This is a genomic window from Falsiruegeria litorea R37 (genome assembly GCF_900172225.1).
Lineage (GTDB): Bacteria > Pseudomonadota > Alphaproteobacteria > Rhodobacterales > Rhodobacteraceae > Falsiruegeria > Falsiruegeria litorea.
This window is the reverse complement of the sequence record NZ_FWFO01000001.1, coordinates 1,155,200-1,171,581: the sequence shown is the minus strand read 5'-3', so window position 1 is coordinate 1,171,581 and position 16,382 is coordinate 1,155,200. Positions and strand designations below refer to the sequence as shown.

Below are 16,382 nucleotides of genomic sequence, written 5' to 3'. Positions count from 1 at the left end.
GTGCAACTTTGATCATAGAATGGCTCCATAACGAAGGAATCGGAGCTTGAAAACCCCTTTTGAAGGGGCGGGCCTGCATTTTGTCACCCGCCTTGACGTTCTGCGTGATTTGACCGCCAATGCGGGCATGACAACACTTTGGTCTTTGCGCAATTATCGCCTGCTCTTTTCCGCTTCTGCCATTTCCAACCTGGGGGACGGAGTATCCGCCCTGGCCTTTCCCTGGCTCGCCACCTTGATCACCCGCGATCCGATGCTGATCGCCATGGTCGCCTTTGCCACGCGTCTGCCGTGGCTGCTGTTTTCCATTCCAGCCGGCGTCTGGACCGATCGGATGGATCGTCGCCGCCTGATGGTGCAGGCCGATCTGGTTAGGATGCTGCTGACCTTTGGCGTGGTGGCAGTAATTCTGAGCGCGCCCGAGTTTCCGGTGGCGAGGGCCGAGCTTTACATTGCGGCGATTTCGGTGCTGGCTTTCTTGCTGGGTTCGGCCGAAGTGCTGCGCGACAACGCGGCCCAAACCGCTTTGCCTGCGGTGGTCTCAGCGGACCAATTGGAGCAGGCCAACGGGCAGCTCTGGAGCATTGAGCAGATCATGGGGTCTTTTGTCGGCCCACCTCTGGCTGGTCTGCTGATTGCCACAGCCGTGCCTGCGCCCTTTGTGCTGGACGCCGCCAGTTTTGCCCTCGCCGCCGGTTTGGTCTGGTGTATGGCGATTGCACCACGTCTAAACTCCAAGCGCCGGTCGTGGTTGATCGAGGCGCGCGAAGGAATCACTTGGCTGCGCTGGCATCGGATCATCCTGCAACTGGCCATTATGCTAGGATTGATGAACACGGTGTCGTTGATGACCTTGACCGTTCTGATCCTCTACAGTCAGGAAATCCTTGGATTGGGCGCCGCAGGTCACGGTCTTCTGCTGACTGCTGGCGCTGCTGGGGGTGTCGCGGGCGGATTGCTGTGTCCCAATATCGCCGCGCGCCTGGGTCGCCGCGCCTCTCTTTTGATTGCGCTTGCCTTGCTTGGAGCCGCCCTTGCCGTGATCTGGATCGCAACGTCGGTCTGGCTGGTCGCCGTAGCGCTTTTTATCGAGATGTTCGCGGCGCTCCTGTGGAACGTGGTCACCGTCTCATACCGCCAGCGGTTGATCCCGGATGAATTGCTGGGCCGCGTCAACAGCCTTTATCGGTTCTTTGGCTGGGGCATGATGCCTTTTGGCGCGCTCATCGGCGGAGCAATTGTTTCGCTCGTCGAACCGACTGTGGGGCGCGAAAGTGCCTTGCGGCTCCCTTACTTACTCGGCGCGGGCGGAATGGGTGCAATCTGGCTTTACGCATGGCAACAGCTTCGCCTGTAATACTAGCCTCATCCTCTTGCTAAAAATATCCAGGAAAAGGCCCGCACAGGCCGGGACAGAACCCCGTTTGTACCCCACACATTTTCCCGCTTGCCAATCGAAAGCGGCTCGTCCACCGCTGGCACCATGTATGAACCGACCAAACAGAACCCGGCCCTGGCCGCAACGCTGATCTTTACAGCTACGGCGTTCATCGCCGGGACCACCTTGCTGGCCAAAGCGCTTGGCACTGGGGCGCTTGGGCCAGCGCTGCATTCCATGCAGATCAGCCATGGTCGTTTCCTGTTTGCATTCATCGTCATAGGCACCGTCGTCGCAGCTGTTCGCCCGCCTTTAAGGCGGCCACATTGGGGGCTGCATATTGGTCGAACCACCTTTGGATGGACCGGTGTGACGCTGATGTTTGCCAGCGTGGCCTACATCCCGATGGCCGACGCAACGGCTATTTCTTTTCTGAACCCCGTTTTTGCCATGGTTCTGGCCATCCCCCTGCTGGGAGAACGGGTTGGCCCCTGGCGGTGGGGCGCGGCCACGGTTGCGCTGGTGGGCGCACTGATCCTTTTGCGCCCAACCCCGGACAGTTTTCAACCCGCTGCCCTTCTGGCTCTGGCTGCGGCCATGGTGATGGGGATGGAGCTGATCTTCATCAAGAAGCTCTCGTCTCGGGAATCGCCGTTCCAGATCCTTCTTGTGAACAACACGATGGGACTGGTCATTGCCACGCTGGCCGTGCTTCCTGTGTGGCAGATGCCAACAGCCGAGCAATGGGCCGCCCTTGCAGGCATAGGCTTGCTGATGGCTTGCGCTCAGGCCTGTTTTGTCAATGGCATGGCGCGGGCAGACGCATCGTTTGTGGCCCCGTTCAGTTATGCCACGTTGATATTTGCCGCTCTTTACGACTTGATCGGCTTTGACGTCATCCCGGACGCTGTCAGCCTGACCGGGGCGGCGATCATCCTAAGCGGTGCCTTGGTTCTGGCCTGGCGCGAGGGTCGCCAAACCAAGCGCTGATCACCTTTTTTCCCGTATGGGGTCTGCGCGCGACCCCCATGTCGCAAACCCCCAAGCTCGGTATCCCGAAGCATACACACTGATGTCACGAAACAAGTGAGACTGTGTCATGCATGAACGCCGCATCCCTGAATGGGTCCGCCACGCCCCTGCTCCCTCGGTTCGGGATTTCGGTATTCTTGCAGGGCTCGAAGCGGTGGTGCGCGGCATCCTGATCTCGGTGTTCCCGCTGATCATGTATCGCACCCTGGGCGATGCCGGCACTGTGTCCTTCATCTACTTTCTGATCGGTATCGTCTCGCTTGTTGCGGGGCTGATGGTCCCTTACGCCGTCCGCTATGTGCCCCGCAGGTGGGCTTATTCGGCAGGCGCTTTGATGTTCACCGCATCTGCTGTGCTTGCACTTCTCGAAACCCCGGTCGCTGTGATTGGCGCCTTGGGATTGAACACCGTTGCGGCTGTTACGACCTTTGTCTGCTTCAACGCCTATGTGTTGGATTACATTGATCGAATCGAGTTGGGCAAATGTGAAACCAGCCGAATGTTCTACAGCGCGATCGGCTGGACTGCGGGTCCGATGGCGGGCGTGCTGTTGCTGGAGTATTGGACTCCGGCGCCGTTTCTGATCAGCGCACTTGCTTCGCTCGTGATGTTGGCCGTGTTTTGGGCCATGCGCCTGGGCAACGGCAAACTGATCTCTCGCGCGCGCAGTCAGGCCGCCAACCCGCTCGCCTATCTACCAAGGTTCTTTGCTCAGCCCCGCCTTGTTGCGGGATGGCTATTTGCCGTGATCCGGTCCTGCGGATGGTGGATTTATGTGGTGTATCTGCCCATCTTTGCGATCCAGAACGGATTGAGTGAGCAACTGGGAGGTATCTTGCTGTCTTTCACCAACGGGATGCTCTTTGCCTCTCCGCTGATCCTGAAATGGATGCAGCGCCGATCCGTCAAACAATCGGTCCGCATTGGATTTGCAGCCGCCGCTGCCTGCTTTGTCGCTGCAACCATCGTGTCCCCCATGCCCTGGGTGGCCGTTGTGGTCATGGTGGTCGGGTCCCTTTGGATGATCGTATTGGATATCTGCGCCGGGTTGCCATTCTTGATGGCCGTAAAGCCATCTGAACGCACCGAAATGAGCGCCGTCTACAGTTCGTACCGTGATGTCAGCGGCATCTTGACCCCCGGAGCGGCCTGGGCCGTTCTTTGGTTCTTTCCCGTCGCGGGCATTTTTGCGGCTGGTGGCGTTGCGTTGGCCGTCGCCTGGGGAATCGCAGCCCGGCTACACCCTCGCCTGGGGCAACCAAGGACGCCCTTGCGACCAGGTGAACTGGTGCAGCCCCACGCCGAAGCGGCCTAGGATTTCAGCCGGTAACCGGTTTTCAACATCCACCACGCCACCGCACATACGGCGAAGGTCGACCCCGAACACACCATCAACCCCAACCACGGTGAGCTGTCGGACACGCCGATGACACCGAACCGCACACCGTCGATCAAGTAAAACACCGGGTTCATGTGACTGATAACATTCAGAACCGGCGGCAACGCCTCAACCGAATAGAACGTGCCCGACAAAAAGGCCAAAGGCGTCACGATGAAGTTGGTGATCGCCGCCATCTGATCGAACTTGTTGGCGAAGATGCCCGCGACAATCCCCAAGGCGCCCAGAAACGTTGCGCCCATCACCACAAACAGCAAGGCGACCAACGGATGCTGGGGCACAATCCCAAGCACTAGTGCGAGAGCTATGCTGATAGCAATGGCCACCAGCAAGCCGCGCGCAACGCCGCCCGCGAGATAGCCCAGCAATTGCTCAATGGCGGAAAGCGGCGGCATCAGCGTATCCACGATATTGCCCTGCACCTTGGATATCACAATCGAGGATGAGGTATTGGCAAATGCGTTCTGGATCACCGTCATGGTCAGGATACCCGGCGCCAGAAACGTCAGGAAGGGCACGCCCATGACGTCGCCACGCTTGGCCCCGACGGCAATGGTAAAGATCAGCAGGAACAGGCCCGCCGTAACCAAGGGCGCCAACAGCGTTTGCGTCCAAACCACCATGAAACGCGCCGTTTCACGATGTGCCAGTGTCCTAAGACCCAGCCAGTTGACCCGCCCAAACCGGCGCTCGCCAAGTTCCATGAAATCCGACATCTGCTCTGCCTCACGCTTTGCTGCGAAACTGATTCTAAGACGCCTTGTAACTCGCGGCGCAGTGATTAAAATAGGGCGCTGAGACAAATTCCGAAGGCGGCCGCGATGGGGGCCGCTTTCCCGCTTTGAAAGGCATGCCATGTCCTGGACCGACGAGCGCGTAGAACTGCTCAAGAAAATGTGGGGCGAGGGCCAGTCGGCCAGCCAGATCGCCAAGGAACTGGGCGGCGTGACACGCAACGCCGTCATCGGCAAGGTGCATCGCCTAGGCCTGTCGAACCGCGCGACCAGCAACGCCTCGACCAAGGCCGAGCCTAAGGAAAAGCCCGCACCCGCGGCCAAGGCGGAACCACGCGCCAAACCCACACCTAAGACAGAGCCCGCTCGCAAACCGGCACCCGAGCCCGCGGCCCCCGCGGCCGAGACCAAGCCGATCCCGGCGCGCAAGCAGATCATCCCGGCCGGTCAGCCGCTGCCGCCGCAGCCGTCGGCCAATGAAATCAGCCCCGAGGCGCTGGCAAAGGTCAATGAGGTCGAAAAGAAAGCCAAGAAGCTGACCTTGATGGAACTGACCGAGCGGACATGCAAATGGCCCGTGGGCGACCCGGCTACGGACGACTTCTGGTTCTGCGGCCTACCCGTGCAACAGGGCAAACCCTATTGCGAGGCCCATGTCGGCGTGGCGTTCCAACCCATGAGCGCCCGCCGCGACCGCCGCCGCTAAGATTGCTCAGTGAGTTCCCAAAAGCCCGCGCCACGTCGCGGGCTTTTGTGTTTAAGCCACGTCCGCGCTGTCAGCCATTGCATCCCTGATACGCACCGATGGGCTGCTGAATCGAAACCGTCAACCTTTTACGCCCGCTTCCATTCTGCACCGTCGATCCAAGGCAGTTCCAATGTGGCGTGAACAGTTTCGTGAAAGACGATCTCCCCGAGATCATGGTGTTCGATTCTTGTCGCTATGTATTCGGGATGGACGGTAAAGACCGCCTGAGACCTTCGGCAAACGCCGTTTCATCCCTGATATGCACCACCACGTGCCGCAGCTTCTGGCGCATCAGGGTGGGCAACACACCAATTGGGCGCGATATGGCATTTACCAACTCCTTGGCCCGCTGCGCCTCACCTGCGTTGGAGTGCTCATAGATATCCACCTGCGTCCTGTCCGTACAGCGCTATTGAAACAGAAAGGCACGCTCATCCCGGCGTTTGTCCGGCATTTCGGCCCGAACACGGTCTTGAAAGATCAAACAGCCAAAGGCGTTTTCGTCGCTGGTCGTGATGAACTCCAAGTCGTTGGACACAACCGAATTCGGATACAAGGGCTCTGCAAGCACCGGCGTAGCACAGCCCGCCATCACTGCCGTTGCCGCCAATATACGTGACCACATGCCAAGCGCCCCTTGCGCTTGTTTCTGTCGGTCCGATCACAACAACAGGACAAGGCGACAAAAAAGACGCCCGAAGCAAATTCGGGCGCCTTGATGTCCAACGATGACGGGCGGATCAGTTCTTGATCGGCGCCTGCGAGGTGAATTTCGGGATCGTGTTTGTCGAGGCATCCTTGCCCTCGATGCCGGGCCAATTCCCTTGCGCCAGGTTCAGGTTGGCGGGAATGTCTTCTTCCCAGAAGCCAACCACAACGTCGGTGATGTTCAGGTACAGCTTGTCGTCAACGATGCGCCACAGGTTCGGGTTGCCGGGCACCTTGCCACCTTTGGAGACGCCATAGGCACAGTGGCCGTCGTACTGCGGCGCATAGAATGCGGGGTTTGCCACAAAGGCATCCCGGTTGGCTTCGGTTGAGAAGGCAAAGGTCGACCCGTTGTATTCAGCGGTGAGGTCAGCGCGGCCTTTGACACCTTCGGGCTGGGATTGGCCGACCGGAACCTGAGCCAGGCTGCGATAGGCCACGACATCATAGCCAGATACGGCAAAGCCGGTTTCGTCAACATATTGAGGACCTGCAAGGGCAGGCAAAGCGAACATCGAGGCGGCGGCAAAGGCCAGGGCAAAACGTTTCATGGCGGGGTCCTGTCTGGGTTCAAATCTCTGGGCTATCCGGCATCTGTACCGGGCGTTCCCAAACAATATGTGAAAAATCTTCCCTGCGAAGGGGGGCTAACGCGGCTGTGAGGGGACACGAGAATTCGTGATCAAGACGCGCCGTTTTGTTTCAATGTCCCCCTTGCCCCCGCCGCGCGGTTGGACTTTGATCGCCTCTGGACTAGCTCGGAACCGGGGCTGCAGGCCTCAATCAGATACGGATGACACGCGACATGAGCGACGATACAACCTACACCCCACCCAAAGTCTGGACCTGGGACGCCGAAAGCGGTGGACGCTTTGCCAACATCAACCGCCCCATCGCAGGCGCCACCCATGACAAGGACCTGCCGGTGGGCAAGCACCCGCTGCAGCTCTATTCGCTGGCAACGCCCAATGGGGTGAAGGTCACGGTGATGCTCGAAGAACTGCTGGCACTTGGTCACGAAGGTGCGGAATATGACGCCTGGCTCGTCAACATCGGCGAAGGCGAACAGTTTGGCTCGGGCTTTGTGGGGGCCAACCCCAACTCCAAGATCCCGGCAATGATGGATCATTCGGGTGATACGCCCGTGCGCGTGTTCGAATCCGGATCGATCCTGGTGCATCTGGCCGAGAAGTTCGATGCCTTCCTGCCCAAGGACGGCGCAGCGCGAACCGAGGTGATGAACTGGCTGTTCTGGCAGATGGGCAGCGCGCCGTATCTGGGCGGAGGATTTGGCCACTTCTATGCCTACGCGCCAGAGAAATGGCAGTATCCAATTGATCGCTTTGCGATGGAAACCAAGCGCCAATTGGATGTGCTAGACCGACAATTGGCCGAAACCACCTTTATCGCAGGCGCAGAGTACACCATCGCCGACATGGCGATCTGGGCCTGGTATGGGCAACTGGTGTTGGGACGGCTCTATGATGCGGCCGAGTTCCTGGACGTAACCAGTTATGAGAACGTTTTACGGTGGGCCAAAGAAATCGACGCCCGCCCCGCTGTCAGCCGCGGCCGCATGGTCAACCGCGCCTTTGGCGAATTGCACACACAGCTGCGCGAACGCCACGACGCCGGAGATTTCGAGACCAAGACGCAAGACAAGCTCGAGCCGGCCGAAGAATAGAGCGGACGCGCGGGGGTCGGGGGCATGGCCGCGTTGCGGCCATGCCCCCGACCCCCGCGCCCCCTCACTTCAATCGCGGCGGTTTATCCGGGTCGCGGCCCGGCGCGGGCCTGGCCATTTCAGACGTTTGCACCTGCGGTAAATCGAACTTTAGCCCGACTGTTTCAAGTTTTGCCGTGACCGGGTCACCAGCATCAAAAAACCCGACATCCATCGCACCTGCATCCACGCCCGAGAAGGTCAGCGCCTCGGACGCGGCCTTGGCCAAGGCCCCCTGCGCGTCTTCAATCGCCCCGACAAACCCCAGCAGATGCCCTTGACCACCACCGGGATATGTCACCCCAACCAGATAGGCTGTTGTCGCCAGACCCTGCGCCGTGCTGAGCTTGGTATCAAGGGATGTGATCAGATGGTCGGGCAGCCCCGCAGGCGGTGTAAACGCGTCAACCCGAGCCTCGACCTCATCCGGAACGTGTTCCAACGTCTGTTGAAGCCAGGCCAACGCTTCGGACGGTATAAGGATCGAAGAAGGTGCGACTTCCAGATTGAGTCCTAAACCAATTCCCTGCCCCGCCAGCATCATCGCCAAAATGCGTCCTGACAACGCGGCATAGGGCGCAGGTTGTCCCACAAATTGTGCCAACCGTTCTTCGCGATCAAAGGCCAACACGAACTTTCCATCTGCCACTTCGAACAGTTCGGGCGAGATGTTCTCGTTCTTGGCCTCTTCAGTCAGCAGCAAGAACAATTCGCAATCTCCCAACCGCTCAAAGAAGCTCAGCCGCGCCTTGTCATCCGTCGGTTCAGCTTCCATTGCGGCATGAGCAACATCAAGCGGTGTTGGATCAGTCATTGAGCACCTCATTCACGCGGGCTCTGAGCGCCGGCAAAAGCTCAGTCTCGAACCACGGGTTTTTCTTCAGCCACGCCGTATTGCGCCACGACGGATGAGGCAAGGCAAAGAGGTCGGGCGCATGGTCGCGCCACCCGGCAACCGTCTGCGTAACAGACCCTTTGGCTCCGATGTGGTATTTCTGTGCATAGCCCCCCACCAGGATCGTGAGTTGCACTTTATCTAAAGCTGACATCACTTGCGCGTGCCAGGTCTTGCCGCAGATGGGCGGAGGCGGCAGATCAGCCTTGCGCGCGTCATAGCCTGGAAAGCAAAAGGCCATCGGAACGATTGCCACCCGGTCCTTGTCATAAAATGTCGACCCATCCACACCCAGCCACGCTCGCAGCCGGTCTCCTGATGGGTCAGTAAAGGGCCGCCCCGAGGCATGTACACGCGCGCCCGGTGCCTGGCCAGCGATCAGAATGCGTGCGTTGGGTCGAAACCACACCACAGGGCGTGGCTCATGTGCCGAGGCCGTCTTGGAAAAGCGATCTGAACACAATGTGCACGCGCGTATGTTGGATTTCAGCGATGCAACTTGCGTCAAAGCGCGCCCTTCCCTCGCTTGAGGCTCTCTGAGAATTGGGTCAAGAATAGGGACATTCAGTTGCCGGTCCAGAGTCAGAACCGCCCTACACGGGTAATTGTTTACCAATGGGAAACAACTTATATCAAGGCAGCAGACCGACAGCGCTTTGTGATCCGATAAAATGCTTCCTATGTTGAGAGGTCAAGGTTTGCCCGGAAAACAACGCGTTGAATATTTGTTTCACATTTCGACATAATGTGGCCAAAATCGCCCTATAGACCGGCCAAACGCCCCCGACAAAGAGGGGCTGCCAGCGACCAACGGCCGACACCCGGCCATCCGACAAGGCACAAAGCAGTAAACCGATGCTCGAGTTCGACAATGTCAGCAAGTCCTTTTGGACCGGAAGCCATCACAAGGTGATCTTGGATCGGGTTTCCTTTCGCGTTGAATTGGGAAAATCGCTGGGAATCCTGGCGCCGAATGGCACCGGCAAAACGACAATGATCAACATGATCGCGGGTCTGGAAAAGCCAGATGAGGGTGAGATTCGGCGCAACTGCAACATCTCGTTCCCACTGGGCTTCATGGGGGGCGTCATCGGGCGCGTCTCGGCAATGGAGAATTCGCGCTACATAGCCAAGCTGTATGGGCTTGATCCGGACTATGTCGAAGCGTACTGTCGGTGGCTTTGTGGTTTGGGCGAGTATTTTGATCAGCCTTTGGGCACATACTCGTCTGGGATGCGGGCACGGTTTTCTTTTGCGCTGATGCTGGCATTGGATTTCGACATCTACCTTATTGACGAGGGCATGCCCGGCTCCACGGATGTGGAATTCAACAAACGGGCTGGTTCGATCCTTGAGGAGCGCCTGCGTACAACAACGATCATCATCGTCTCGCACCAGGCCGAAACACTTGAAAAATTTGCGCGTCAGGCCGCCGTCCTGCTAGATGGTCACCTGCACATGTTCGATACCTTGGAAGAGGCAAAGCAGCTCTATGACTACGAAACCCAAGGCTAAGAAATTCCGCATCCGCCGCAATCCGGCCAGCCCGGCTGAGGGCCCCGCCGAGCCGGTGCGCAAATCCGCGCCTGCACCTGCGCCTGCCGAAGAGACAAAGGCTCCCACTCCGGCGACCGACCCTTCGGCACGCGCCCGCGCAGAACAAGCCGCACGTCCCGCAATGAAGGGGCAAGTGTCTTCGGCACGCGAAACCAATGCCGAAACCGAGATCGAAGCCATCAAGAAAGAAGGGCTGACCGGTCGCCAGCTGCGAATGGCGCGGCGCGTCGCCCAAAAACACAACCTGCCAGCCACGTCTGACTATGACGCTGTACGGCTGTTGCGTCTGAGCGGCATAGACCCGCTGAAACGGTCGAACATGCTGGAACTGGTCGTCCCCAAAAATGAGGGCGAGAAGCAGGTTCAGCCAAAAGAAGACAATCCGTCATCCAAGGTGCAACTGCCACAGACGGTTGCGCCACAGAAACAGAACTTGCCGTCGACCGAGCTCAGCCCAGCTGAGCGTCGCGATCGCGAAATCAGCCAAATTCAACGCGACATCGCCAAACGTCGTCGCAAGAAACTCTTGCTCCTGCTGACACGCTTGAGCGCATTTGTGTTCCTGCCGACCTTGATCGTGGGATGGTATTTTTACGTCATCGCAACACCGATGTATTCGTCCAAGTCTGAATTCTTGATCCTTCAGGCCGACAACGCCAGCGGCATTGGCGGGCTTTTGTCTGGCACGCAATTTGCCACCAGTCAGGACTCGATCGCAGTGCAGTCCTATCTGGAATCCAAGGACGGCATGTTGCGACTGGATCGCGATGTCGGCTTTCGAAACGAGTTTTCTCAACCGTGGATCGATCCAATTCAAAGACTGTCCGCTGATGCCACCAATGAAGAAGCCTACAAGACTTACAGCCGCAACGTGAAAATAGGCTATGACCCCGCCGATGGTGTGATCCGGATGGAGGTGATTGCCCCCGACCCTGGAATCGCAAGCGAGTTTTCAGAGAAGCTTATCTCGTATGCTGAAGAGCGGGTGAACAACCTGTCCGTCAAGAAGCGTTCAGATCAAATGAAAGACGCGCAAGAAGGGTTGCAGATCGCCGAAGACAAACGGCGCGAGGCACAGGAAAATCTGGTGGAGTTGCAGATCAAAGGCGCCCTGCTGGATCCAGAAGGGGTGATCGCCAGCCTGCGAAGCCGCATCAACTCGGTCGAAATCCAGCTTCAGGAAAAGGAACTGGAACTTGCAGCGCTGCTGGACAATACCCGTCCGAACCGCGCCAAAGTCGACGGTGTACGCGGCGACATCGAACGGTTGGGCAATGTGCTGGACGAACTCAACGCTCAGATGACCGATGCATCCAACGGCGAAAACTCGCTTGCGCAGTTGGCTGTTCGCATTCAAATGGCGCAGGCCGACCTGGTGACACGCGATGCCATGCTGCAAGCGTCTTTGCAGCAAATGGAGACGACGCGGATGGAAGCCAACCGTCAGGTGCGTTACCTGACCACATCCGTCTACCCCGTCCCCAGTCAGGAACCCAGCTATCCCAGGGCCTTTGAAAATACGATTTTGGCATTCCTGGTGTTTTCCGGTATCTACCTGATGATCTCGCTTACAGCATCCATCCTTCGTGAACAGGTAACATCGTAGTCCAATGAAACACGTCTCAGTAGCTGATCGCACGATCGGCAATGATCTCCCGCTCACAATCATCGCGGGCCCCTGTCAGCTGGAAAGCGCGGACCACGCGCAAATGATTGCAGGCACCTTGAAAGAGGCCTGCGACACCGCTGGTGCGCAGTTCGTGTTCAAAGGGTCTTTCGACAAGGCCAACCGAACCTCGGTCAATGCGGCCCCTGCCTTGGGCTTGGAAAAAGGGTTGGCGGTTCTGCAATCGGTCAAGGAGAGCATCGGCGTGCCGGTGACCACAGATGTGCACGAAAAAGAACAATGCGCGCCAGTGGCCGAGGTTTGCGACATCCTGCAGATCCCAGCCTTCCTGTGCCGCCAAACAGCACTGCTCAAAGCGGCAGGCGCCACCGGTGCCACGGTCAATGTCAAAAAGGGCCAATTTCTGGCGCCTTGGGATATGGTCAATGTCGCCTCCAAGATCGAGAGCACCGGCAACACCAACATCATGCTGACCGAACGCGGTGTGAGCTTTGGCTACAACCGCCTGGTGGTGGATCCCCAATCGCTACCTGAAATGGCGCGCACCGGATATCCCGTGATCATGGATGCAACCCACACCGTCGCCCAGCCCGGCGGCCTTGGTGGATCATCTGGCGGACAGCGCGAGTTTGCTCCGATCATGGCGCGGTCTGCCGTTGCAATCGGCGTGGCCGGTGTGTTCATGGAAACCCACCAGGACCCCGACAACGCACCATGTGACGGACCGAACATGATCTACCTTGATCAGATGCCAGACCTGATCAAGAGCCTGATGGATTTCGATCGGCTTGCCAAAGCCAACCCCATTTTCATCTGACCTTAACGAGAATTCTGTTATGCCCAAACCCCTTGCCGAGGTGACCCCGAACACCTGGAACTTTCTGCGCGACGCCATGATCAAGCCCACAGGCTTTCGCGAATATGATGCGCGTTGGAAATACCCTGACGAAATCAACCTGCCTGGCATGACCGCTTTGGGCCTGGGCCTGGGCACGCAGATGCACAAGCGCGGGATCGAGCCGTTGATCGCAGTCGGCAACGATTATCGCGACTATTCGCTCAGCATCAAAAACGCCCTGATCCTAGGGTTGATGCAGGCGGGCATTCAGGTCAAGGACATCGGGCCTGCGGTGTCGCCCATGGCCTATTTCGCACAGTTCCATTTGGATGTACCAGCCGTCGCGATGGTCACGGCCAGCCACAACCCCAACGGCTGGACCGGGGTCAAGATGGGCTTTGACCGCCCCCTCACCCATGGCCCGGACGAGATGGCCGAACTGCGTGACATCGTTTTGAATGGCGAAGGCGTGGCGCGGTCGGGCGGATCATATGAATTCGTTGATGGCGTCAAAGAGGCCTATATCGACGATCTGGTCGGTGACTTCAAAATGTCCCGCCCACTCAAGGTCGTTTGCGCCACGGGCAATGGCACCGCAGCCGCCTTTGGGCCCGAGGTATTCGAGCGCATCGGTGTCGAAGTGGTCGATAGCCACAACCGGCTCGACTATACTTTCCCCAATTACAACCCCAACCCCGAAGCCATGGAAATGCTGCATGACATGTCGGCGTCCGTGAAAGCCTCTGGCGCGGATATGGCGCTTGGGTTCGACGGTGATGGCGACCGCTGCGGTGTGGTGGACGACGAGGGCGAAGAGATTTTTGCCGACAAGGTTGGCGTGATCATGGCCCGCGACCTGTCAAAGCTCTACCCCAACGCGACCTTTGTGGCGGATGTGAAATCCACAGGACTTTTCGCGAGCGACCCCGAGTTGCAGGCCAATGGCGTGACAGCAGACTATTGGAAAACCGGCCACAGCCACATGAAGCGCCGGGTCAAAGAAATTGGCGCGTTGGCAGGTTTCGAGAAATCCGGTCACTACTTTCTGGCCGAGCCCGTTGGGCGTGGCTACGACTGCGGCATGCGCGTTGCGGTCGAGATCTGCAAGCTGATGGACCGAAACCCCGACAAGAGCATGTCTGACCTGCGCAAGGCCCTGCCCAAGACGTGGTCAACACCGACCATGTCGCCCTATGCTGCCGACACCGAAAAATACGACATTCTGGCGCGACTGGTGGACAAGCTGGTGGCCAAACATGACGCTGGCGAAACGCTGGCTGGCCGTCCGATCAAAGAGGTTGTCACCGTCAACGGCGCCCGCGTGATCCTGGACAATGGCAGTTGGGGCTTGGTGCGGGCCTCGTCCAACACCCCGAACTTGGTGGTGGTCTGCGAAAGCAGCGAAAGCGAGGCCGAGATGCGCGCCATCTTTGCCGACATCGACGCGGTGATCCGCACGGAACCGGGCGTCGGCGACTACGATCAGACGATCTGAGCCAAGAGGGGGCGCACTCCCGCCTCCTCAACGACCTCTCTGACGAGAGCCCCTTTCGGGGTTGGGCCGGGCCGCGCGTTCCGCGCGGCGGTTCGCCCCGGTCGCTCAGGTCTCATGCCATTCCGACAAGGCGTCCCCAGGCGACCGGTCCTTGTTTGTTTTTGCCCAAATACGGCGGGGGGATCGCAGCATGCCGTAATGGGGGCAGAGCCCCCTTCTCTGCAAACTCAGTCGAGCCCAAAAAGCTTTAGCACGCCTTTCTTGGCTTCATCCTCGAGCCGGTCCTTGATCAGCTCTTCGATGTTCTGATCCTCGGTCACGGTGGTATCCAGTTCTTGGCCCAGCTTCTCGAGCGCACGATCCTTGGCCTCTTGCTCGATCTTGTCGATTTCGACCCCGGCAGCAGCCTCGATCACCTGACTCAGGTCAGGTTTGATCGCCGGATCCGCCCAAGGCCCCACGATACGCACCGGTATGGAAAGCCCCTGGCCCGCGTTGGCACGCAACGCGATAGGCGTAAACAGATAGTCGATGTCACGCGCGCCGAGACCAACCCGGCCTGTGCCATCCGCGCGGTAATTGTCGAGTTGCAACAACAGATCGCGGTTGTCCAAATTGCCATTCTGGATCGTGTAGCTGGCGGTCAGGCTGTTGAACACAGTTGCCCCCCCCGACCCGCTACCACTGCCCATCAGACCGTCCAGATCAATCCCCGAGATCACACCACGCCCCATCTGCAACGCGCCCTTCCCGGACAGGGAACGCAAGATCGCATCCTCTGTCTGCCCCACGCCCAGAAACTCGAAATTGCCGTTCAGCTTGCCTGACAAACGGTCAATGTCGGCGAAAGTCACCATCGCATCTTGGGCCTCGATCCCGTCCATCTGCAGCTTGCCCCCCACCGACAGCCCATTGCGGTTGTTGGCCACAAGCTGCCCTGTCACGGTTCCGCCAAAAATCGACACCGGCGCCAGCTTCAGCACTCCGCGCGACCGATCCAGCTCAAGTGTCAGATCACTGGGCCCAAGGTTCAACGTCGTGGTCTTGATGGCCTGTGCCGTCAACCGAATGCTGCCGTTGGCCAAAGCCAGCCCCGAAGCATCAATCGGCGCCTTGGACCATCCGCTTGAGGGCCCCGCCACCGCTTCGCGCCCTGCCCCGGCCCCGCTTCCCCCGGACAGCTCCGTCAAATCCAGAGTGCCCGTCGACAGGCGCGCAGTCACCTGCGGTGGGTCCGCAACCAACAGATCCGCGTTCCCTGAAAATGTGTTCTGGTCCAAGTTAGCCGTCAACCCGCGCAGGGCCAGCTTGCCATCCTGCGTATAGGTGATTTGCGACGCAACTTCTGCCGCTTGCCCCAGCCCCTTGGGCAGGCGAACACCCGGCTGGCCAAAGGCGGCCAACATCCGAGCCGTGTCCTTGGCCGACAGTTTGGCTTGCCCGGCAATCTCGCCCGCGCTGCTGACCTTGCCTGTGTAGCTGATGGTGGTCTCTGGCGCGGTCAGGGTAAAGTTCATGTCCGTCACGCGCCCCGCCGCAAAGCCTGGCAGGTCAGGCAGTGTCATGGCCACGTCGATGCTGTCCGCACCGATCGCCAATGAGGCCTCGACATCCAGCGGCGCGGTTGGCTCTGGCCAGCGCGCTTTCAGCGTGACACCTGCAAAATCCAAGTCCCTCTGCCCGTCCTTCACGTGGATCAGGCGCGCATTGCGCAGTTCGAGACGTTCCAGCGTCACGCCAAACGCATCGGGGGCGGACACGACCGCGGTGCCGCTGGACGCCCCACCGCCCGCAGAAGGCGATGTCGAGAAATCCCAATTCTTCCGCCCTTTGGCCTCTTCCAGACGAAGCACCGGGTTTTGCGCGATCACACGTTTGATTTGCACCTCGCCGGACAACAAAGGCGCGGCGGCAACGCCGATCGAAAGGGCATCGGCCGTCAGCATCGGTGCGTCACTGGCCCAATCCGCGTTGCCAACGGTCACTGTCCCGGTTTCAACCCCCAAAACGGGCCATAGCGTGACTTTGACATCCTTGCCGAAATCGACGTCGCGCCCGGTCTGCGCCTTGATCTGATCCGCAGCGAGAGAGGCAATCTTGTCTCCCGGCAGCAGCAAAAGGACACCAACCACCAGCCCAACAACCACAATCAGGATCACACTGATCCGAACCAACCACCCCATGACACTGCTCCTTAGCCGTCTTTTGCCCAATTCTATGCCAGCGCACCGTCCTCCGCACAACGTTT

At 59.0% G+C, this 16,382-nt stretch carries 16 protein-coding genes; 9 read left to right on the top strand and 7 right to left on the bottom strand.

Annotated features, from left to right (window positions below; translation table 11 throughout):
- The first annotated feature begins 46 nt into the window (after positions 1-46).
- From TRL7639_RS05815 to TRL7639_RS05805, 3 genes are all read left to right on the top strand, one after another.
- The gene (locus TRL7639_RS05815; protein ID WP_235820264.1) at positions 47-1,357 is read left to right on the top strand and encodes an MFS transporter; all 1,311 of its coding nucleotides are present in this window, start codon (positions 47-49) and stop codon (positions 1,355-1,357) included.
- 126 nt (positions 1,358-1,483) lie between these two features.
- Positions 1,484-2,368 carry a DMT family transporter gene (locus tag TRL7639_RS05810; protein ID WP_085794809.1) on the top strand — a complete coding sequence of 295 codons (885 nt, stop codon included), beginning with the start codon at positions 1,484-1,486 and terminating at the stop codon, positions 2,366-2,368.
- Positions 2,369-2,477: 109 nt separating this feature from the next.
- Positions 2,478-3,725: an MFS transporter gene (locus TRL7639_RS05805; RefSeq protein WP_085794808.1), complete on the top strand. Its 1,248-nt coding sequence runs from the start codon at positions 2,478-2,480 to the stop codon at positions 3,723-3,725.
- Here the strand turns inward: TRL7639_RS05805 and TRL7639_RS05800 are convergent.
- Positions 3,722-4,525: an ABC transporter permease gene (locus TRL7639_RS05800; protein ID WP_085794807.1), complete on the bottom strand. Its 804-nt coding sequence runs from the start codon at positions 4,523-4,525 to the stop codon at positions 3,722-3,724. The two genes, TRL7639_RS05805 and TRL7639_RS05800, sit on opposite strands and share 4 nt — an antisense overlap.
- 139 nt (positions 4,526-4,664) lie before the next feature.
- Between TRL7639_RS05800 and TRL7639_RS05795 the strand changes: the two genes are divergently transcribed.
- Positions 4,665-5,249: a GcrA family cell cycle regulator gene (locus tag TRL7639_RS05795; protein WP_085794806.1), complete on the top strand. Its 585-nt coding sequence runs from the start codon at positions 4,665-4,667 to the stop codon at positions 5,247-5,249.
- Positions 5,250-5,484: 235 nt separating this feature from the next.
- On the opposite strand, the gene TRL7639_RS22885 is transcribed toward TRL7639_RS05795, so the two are convergent.
- The 3 genes from TRL7639_RS22885 to TRL7639_RS05785 form a co-directional block, all read right to left on the bottom strand.
- Positions 5,485-5,679, bottom strand: a complete 195-nt coding sequence (locus TRL7639_RS22885; protein WP_133057617.1) for a hypothetical protein — start codon at positions 5,677-5,679, stop codon at positions 5,485-5,487.
- Positions 5,680-5,700: 21 nt separating this feature from the next.
- The gene (locus TRL7639_RS05790) at positions 5,701-5,916 is read right to left on the bottom strand and encodes a hypothetical protein (RefSeq protein ID WP_133057616.1); all 216 of its coding nucleotides are present in this window, start codon (positions 5,914-5,916) and stop codon (positions 5,701-5,703) included.
- Between the two features lie 115 nt (positions 5,917-6,031).
- On the bottom strand, positions 6,032-6,550 hold the full coding sequence (locus TRL7639_RS05785) for a YHS domain-containing (seleno)protein (RefSeq protein ID WP_085794804.1): 519 nt from the start codon (positions 6,548-6,550) through the stop codon (positions 6,032-6,034).
- 254 nt (positions 6,551-6,804) lie between these two features.
- Here TRL7639_RS05785 and yghU point away from each other — a divergent pair, with 254 nt between their 5' ends.
- Positions 6,805-7,683 carry a glutathione-dependent disulfide-bond oxidoreductase gene (gene yghU / locus TRL7639_RS05780; RefSeq protein ID WP_085796271.1) on the top strand — a complete coding sequence of 293 codons (879 nt, stop codon included), beginning with the start codon at positions 6,805-6,807 and terminating at the stop codon, positions 7,681-7,683.
- Between the two features lie 64 nt (positions 7,684-7,747).
- Here the strand turns inward: yghU and TRL7639_RS05775 are convergent, their stop codons facing one another.
- Both TRL7639_RS05775 and TRL7639_RS05770 read right to left on the bottom strand, forming a co-directional pair.
- Positions 7,748-8,536, bottom strand: coding sequence for an SseB family protein (locus TRL7639_RS05775; RefSeq protein WP_085794803.1), 789 nt, complete (start codon positions 8,534-8,536; stop codon positions 7,748-7,750).
- Entirely contained in the window at positions 8,529-9,125 is a 597-nt protein-coding gene (locus tag TRL7639_RS05770) for a uracil-DNA glycosylase family protein (protein ID WP_085794802.1), read from the bottom strand. Before TRL7639_RS05770 ends, TRL7639_RS05775 begins: the two co-directional genes overlap by 8 nt.
- A 347-nt stretch (positions 9,126-9,472) precedes the next feature.
- Here TRL7639_RS05770 and TRL7639_RS05765 point away from each other — a divergent pair, with 347 nt between their 5' ends.
- The 4 genes from TRL7639_RS05765 to TRL7639_RS05750 are packed head-to-tail and all read left to right on the top strand — an operon-like array spanning position 9,473 to position 14,134.
- Positions 9,473-10,132, top strand: a complete 660-nt coding sequence (locus tag TRL7639_RS05765) for an ABC transporter ATP-binding protein (RefSeq protein WP_085794801.1) — start codon at positions 9,473-9,475, stop codon at positions 10,130-10,132.
- A complete protein-coding gene (locus TRL7639_RS05760; protein ID WP_085794800.1) occupies positions 10,110-11,780 on the top strand; it encodes a KpsE/RkpR family capsule polysaccharide export protein in 1,671 nt (556 codons plus the stop codon). The genes TRL7639_RS05765 and TRL7639_RS05760 overlap by 23 nt, the downstream gene beginning before the upstream one ends.
- Positions 11,781-11,784: 4 nt before the next feature.
- Positions 11,785-12,618 carry a 3-deoxy-8-phosphooctulonate synthase gene (gene kdsA / locus TRL7639_RS05755; protein ID WP_085794799.1) on the top strand — a complete coding sequence of 278 codons (834 nt, stop codon included), beginning with the start codon at positions 11,785-11,787 and terminating at the stop codon, positions 12,616-12,618.
- A gap of 19 nt (positions 12,619-12,637) precedes the next feature.
- Positions 12,638-14,134, top strand: a complete 1,497-nt coding sequence (locus TRL7639_RS05750; RefSeq protein WP_085794798.1) for a phosphomannomutase/phosphoglucomutase — start codon at positions 12,638-12,640, stop codon at positions 14,132-14,134.
- Between the two features lie 227 nt (positions 14,135-14,361).
- Here TRL7639_RS05750 and TRL7639_RS05745 read toward each other — a convergent pair whose 3' ends face one another.
- A complete protein-coding gene (locus tag TRL7639_RS05745; protein ID WP_085794797.1) occupies positions 14,362-16,317 on the bottom strand; it encodes an AsmA family protein in 1,956 nt (651 codons plus the stop codon).
- Positions 16,318-16,382: the final 65 nt, after the last annotated feature.